Source organism: Synechococcus sp. R6-10, from assembly GCF_047461815.1.
Lineage (GTDB): Bacteria > Cyanobacteriota > Cyanobacteriia > Thermostichales > Thermostichaceae > Thermostichus.
Genome location: NZ_JANSHW010000047.1, coordinates 1 through 4,791, shown reverse-complemented (window position 1 = coordinate 4,791; position 4,791 = coordinate 1). Strand labels below are relative to the sequence as shown.

The 4,791-nt window shown below is 57.2% G+C and carries 6 protein-coding genes; 3 read left to right on the top strand and 3 right to left on the bottom strand.

The features are described 5' to 3' along the window. Positions 1-68: 68 nt before the first annotated feature. Entirely contained in the window at positions 69-1,181 is a 1,113-nt protein-coding gene (locus tag NW837_RS01510; RefSeq protein WP_414328959.1) for a dockerin type I domain-containing protein, read from the bottom strand. Between the two features lie 165 nt (positions 1,182-1,346). Here NW837_RS01510 and NW837_RS01505 point away from each other — a divergent pair, with 165 nt between their 5' ends. Further along, positions 1,347-1,709 (top strand): hypothetical protein, encoded by a 363-nt coding sequence (locus tag NW837_RS01505; protein WP_414328958.1) that lies wholly within the window; start codon positions 1,347-1,349, stop codon positions 1,707-1,709. A gap of 24 nt (positions 1,710-1,733) precedes the next feature. Continuing rightward, positions 1,734-1,970, top strand: coding sequence for a 50S ribosomal protein L28 (rpmB, locus tag NW837_RS01500; RefSeq protein WP_011431026.1), 237 nt, complete (start codon positions 1,734-1,736; stop codon positions 1,968-1,970). Positions 1,971-2,009: 39 nt separating this feature from the next. On the opposite strand, the gene NW837_RS01495 is transcribed toward rpmB, so the two are convergent. Next, a complete protein-coding gene (locus NW837_RS01495) occupies positions 2,010-2,738 on the bottom strand; it encodes a pentapeptide repeat-containing protein (protein WP_414328957.1) in 729 nt (242 codons plus the stop codon). 252 nt (positions 2,739-2,990) lie between these two features. Here NW837_RS01495 and gshB point away from each other — a divergent pair, with 252 nt between their 5' ends. Beyond that, entirely contained in the window at positions 2,991-3,938 is a 948-nt protein-coding gene (gene gshB / locus NW837_RS01490; protein WP_414328956.1) for a glutathione synthase, read from the top strand. A gap of 398 nt (positions 3,939-4,336) precedes the next feature. Here the strand turns inward: gshB and NW837_RS01485 are convergent. Beyond that, positions 4,337-4,791: biotin transporter BioY (locus tag NW837_RS01485; RefSeq protein WP_414328955.1), on the bottom strand; the 455-nt coding region annotated here is incomplete at its 5' end.

Below are 4,791 nucleotides of genomic sequence, written 5' to 3'. Positions count from 1 at the left end.
GTTGGCTTGCCAACTGCAGGGCTACCGAAAGCCCGCCCCGTACTGCGAAGCAGTCAGGGCCGGGTAGTTTACTTGGGGATCTCGATGGTTACGTTAGCCAACTGCACATCGTCATGATCCACCCAGGCTCCGCCGTGCCGGACGACCGTATCACCTCCCACCGGCACCGAGATGTGCAGGGATCCCCCGAAAAGGGGAATGCTGATCGGCACTTGGGGGCCACGGGTGACCATGCTGGGCTCAATCAGGGTTTTGCCAGTGCGCAGGGTAACAGTGTTCAGGCCCAGGCGCAGAGGTTGCAGCGGCAGGGGAATCTGTAGGTTATCTCCCCCCAGGTGAATCTGTTCGACTTCCACTCCGTTCAGGATGACCTGCATGGGAGACATATTGGCGCTGGGGATCCGGGATTGACCGGCCCGATAGGCGGCAGCTGTATCCAACCCAATCAGGGATCCAATCCGCAAAACCGGTGGGCGCGAAGGCAGGCGTTGCAAAGTGAAAGAGCGGGTCATCTCCACCCCTTGGGCAGGGCCCAAAAATTGCCCGGCGGCAGCCGATTCCGGTGAGTACTGGTTATCCCCCAGGCGGATGACATTCGCCTCCAGTACCAAAGTTGTGTTGGGATCCCAGCGCTCCAACTGCAGTTGCCAAGGCCGATCCCCGCTGGCTTGACCGTTGCCTGTACTTTGGGAATAGGGCAAGTAATTTTCCAGCCGCGCCACCAAAATTTCTTCTGCCGGCAGCGGCCCTGGCAGGCGAAACCGACCCTGGGCATCGGTGCGCACCGAAATACCCGCCCCCGGAATGGCCACCTCCGCCCCGGCCAAGGGCTGCCCTGTCAGCCGATCCACCACCTGTCCCGAATAGGCGGAATCCAACTGCACCTGTCCTGTGGGCACATCCGTTGCTGCCTGAATGCGCTGCTGCAACACCTGCCAATCGGCTTCTGTGATCCGTCCATCCTGGTCGACATCGGCAGCTCGAATCTGGTTGTCGGTCAGTCCCCGTTCTCCACGCAAGTAAGCCCCCAACAGGTTGAGATCCTGCACCGTCAAACGGCCATCCCCATCCAGGTCGCCCGCCTGAAAGGGCTGCGCGTGGGCAAAAGACACGCCTATCCAACCCAGGCCAAGGGATCCCAGTAGCAAAAGAGAATGAGCCAAACAGGAGACCCTAAACATGGCAACTCTCCTGGGAGTTGTTCATGTTCTAACGTAATTCACCTCCTCGCAGCAGGGTTGGCCGAGCCGGTGTAGAGTACTCTTGAGCGCAATTCCGCCCGCCCGCCTTTGGCTGCAGGAGCCGAAAACTTGATGGTAGGATAACCGTGGTGACTGGCTCCTCCTATGGCTCGATACTCTTGCGTTACTCAGCTTGTGGGCTCAGCCGAGCAGCTCAGTGAGTCGATCCGCGCCGTTTTGGAGCGCTGCCAACTCAATGTCCTCCACAACAGCCTTGATTATTGGGTGGCCGGCGAGCCTCCCGGAAAAAATCCCTACACCAAACTGGTGACGGTGGAAGTGTTTGTGGATCGCACCCGTCAGGCTGCCGACGGCTCTGTACAGGTGACCTGCATTGCCAAAAATGAAGAGCTGCCCCTAAAAAGCGTTAACCACTGCCAACAAACCTTTGACCGACTGAAGGCAGAGCTAGCCCAGTTGCAAAGTCAACTTCAGCTTGCTGCCCAACAAAAAGATGCCTTACGATAGCTAGGCTGAGTTTGCTTTGATCCCATGGCGCGTCGCTGCCAACTAACCAACAAGAAACGCAACAACGCTTTTGCCATCTCCCACTCCCACCGGCGCACCAAGCGCCTGCAGGAAGTCAATTTGCAGTGGAAGCGCATCTGGTGGGAAGAGGGTAAGCGGTTTGTTCGTCTGCGCCTTTCCACCAAAGCCTTGAAGACTCTCAAGGCCAAAGGGATAGGAGCCATGGCCCGGGAAGCCGGGATCGACCTCAACCAGTTTTGAGTTTTCTCTTTAGCCCGGTTGTCCTTGACGGCTCCAACCTCACAGCAAGCCAAAAAGCTTACGGGACTTGGGTTGCAATCCCGCCAGCAAGGTGTTGAGGGTATCCCGTTGGGTAAGCTCGTTGGTGCCGCTGGCCCGCTCGATTAAGAGCTTGCGCGTCTCATCGGAGAGCTTGGCATCGGTAAAATCGGCTCCACTGAAGAGCGTGTTTTCAATCTGAGCGTCCCGTAGGTTGGCCCCCACCAAAATGGCTTGTTCTAGGTTGGCAAACTGAAGCTGGCAACTCACCAAGGCAGCCTGGGAGAGGTTGCAGCGAGATAGGTTGGCCTGGCGGAAGTCGGCGGCAAAAAAGTTCCCCTCCGCCAGATTAGCAGCCACCAAGCTGGCTTCGCGAAAGATGGAATGGCTGAAACGGCCCCCCTGAAAGCTGCTTTTGTCCAGTTTGGCGGCGGTAAAGTTGCTGTAGTCCCCCAGAGCCTGGCTAAAGCTGGATCCCCGTAGATCTGAGGCGGTAAAATTGGCCCGCTCTAGCTCAGCGCGGCGAAAGTTGCACAGACGTAGGTCGGCTTGCTGCAGGCTGATCGAGCGCAGGTTAGCCCGCGTCAAATTGGATTTGGGCATCTGAATGCGGTCGAACAGGCCCCGCGAGAGGTAGGCATTCTCCAGGTTGGCACCCACCAGGGAGCGCCCCTCACGCAAGGCTTCCAGCAAGTCCCGCGTGGTTTCAATGCGAACCGGCTCTGAGGGTTGAGAAGGGGGAGCACTCACAGATGGAGCATTCCTCACAGTTAGGCCAGAAACCCGGCCAACCCAGCCGTAAACTGGGGGCCAACAGGGATCCCACCTATCAAGCTAACGTTTGCGCCGCCTGCCGAGGTTAAGAGGATGTTAAAAAGACAACCCTGCATCGAGCTTTCCAGAGGGGGCCTTCTCTTGTGGAAACAGCCTACCGGGGGAGAGCCATCGGCTCCGATTTGTTGCATACTCGGGGCAGCCTTTCGTCAGTGAACCACACCTCCCATGCAGGTAGCTTTTATTGTCGATCCATTGCCTCAGTTGCAGGTGGGCCATGACACCAGCATTGCCCTGATGGAAGCTCTGCAGAAACGGGGACACCGCATTTTCTGCCTGGGCCTGGCGGATCTCTACTGGGATCAAGGGGAAACGTGGGGATCCCTTGAGGAAATCCGGTTGGATCTGCAAGCGGATCCCTGGTATGAGGTCAAAGACCGGCAACTGCTGCCCCTGAGCCAAATGCAGGCGGTGTGGATGCGCAAGGATCCACCGGTGGATACGGCCTATCTCTATGCCACTTACCTTTTGGATCGTCTCTCCCCCAGCCGCACGCTGGTGCTCAATCATCCTGCCGGGATCCGCTCGGCCAACGAAAAGCTCTATGCCCTGCAATTCCAAGAGTGGATCCCGCGTACCCGCGTCAGCAGCAACAAACGCCTGCTGCGTCAGTTCGTCGAACAGGAAGGACAGGCGGTGCTCAAGCCTTTGGGTGGCAAAGGTGGGGAAGGGATCCTGAGGGTCAATGCCGGGGATCCAAACCTCAACTCGTTGATTGAAATGAGCACCCAATTTGGTCGGCTGCCCGTGATGGTGCAAGAGTATTTGCCACAGGCGGCGGCAGGAGATAAACGCATTTTGTTGCTGGAAGGAGAACCTTTGGGCGCCGTCAATCGGATCCCTGGAGAGGGCGATTTTCGAGGCAATGTTGCTGCCGGCGGTCGAGTGGAAAAAACCAAGATTACCGAAAAAGAACGGGCTCTCTGCGGGGCTTTGGCGCCGGTGCTCAGGCAGGAGAAGCTGTATTTTGTCGGGATTGATGTTATCGGGGAACGACTAACCGAAGTGAACGTGACCAGCCCAACAATGCTGCGAGAACTCTGTCAGTTGGAAGGAGTTGACCTGGCAGATCAAGTGGCTCAGTGGCTGGAAAAGAAGGTGCCCGTCAAGGGCTGAATGACTACCCACCAGGATGTTTCTGGGATCCGGCGCGTCTGTTGCCTGACGGGGTTCCCGTCTATTTAGGGAGTCTATAGAGATCAAATTATAGCTTGGAATGACCATAGTAGGTTGAGTTCAACTTTTTCCGGTCGGCAGATAGAAAATAAAAAGCCCCACAAGGGGGCTCTGCCGCGACCAGTCAGCGACTTATAAAACTCTAGAGCAATATAAAGAAAAGCTCCATGAATAGGCCGTATTGAACATCGCATTGAGCACAGTTTTTAGAATCTCAGAAAAAAGGCCAAATCCTCGGAGCTGTTATCTTTTTTTTAGATTTTCCGACCCGAGGCTAATCCCAGGCCCCTTCTGCTTTGCCGGAGCGGTCTTTAGAGTTGCTGCTCTTGCCCAGTGGGCTAGGAGTCTGCCGGTGGCCTTTCCCGTCCCACCCAGCGCCAGATGGTGGGCAGCAGCACTGCCGCCAGTCCGCACTTCACCAAGTCTCCTGGAATAAAAGGGAAGACCCCCTTGTTGAGGACGGCCAAGATCGAGGTGGGCTCAACATTCTGGTTCAGCCACACCCCTAGCCAAGTGGCTCCTAGCAAAAAAATCAGAGCCGAGCAGGACAACATCGCCAGCGCCATCTTCCAGGGGTTGCGATCCACGCCCCAGCGCTCCACCAACCAACCCATCAGCCCTGCAGCCAGGGGAAAAGCCAACAGGTAGCCCCCCGTCGCCCCGGCCAAGTGGCCAAGCCCGGATCCGCCACCGCTGAAGAAGGGCAATCCCAGGATCCCTTCCAGCAGGTACACCAGCAACGTGAGAAAGCCCAGCCGTGCCCCAAAGCCTGCCCCCACCAGCATCACCCCAA

Coding starts and splice junctions, on each gene's coding strand:
- NW837_RS01510 (WP_414328959.1), bottom strand. CDS start 1,181: ATGTTTAGGGTCTCCTGTTTGGCTCATTCTCTTTTGCTACTGGGATCC.
- NW837_RS01505 (WP_414328958.1), top strand. CDS start 1,347: ATGGCTCGATACTCTTGCGTTACTCAGCTTGTGGGCTCAGCCGAGCAG.
- rpmB (WP_011431026.1), top strand. CDS start 1,734: ATGGCGCGTCGCTGCCAACTAACCAACAAGAAACGCAACAACGCTTTT.
- gshB (WP_414328956.1), top strand. CDS start 2,991: ATGCAGGTAGCTTTTATTGTCGATCCATTGCCTCAGTTGCAGGTGGGC.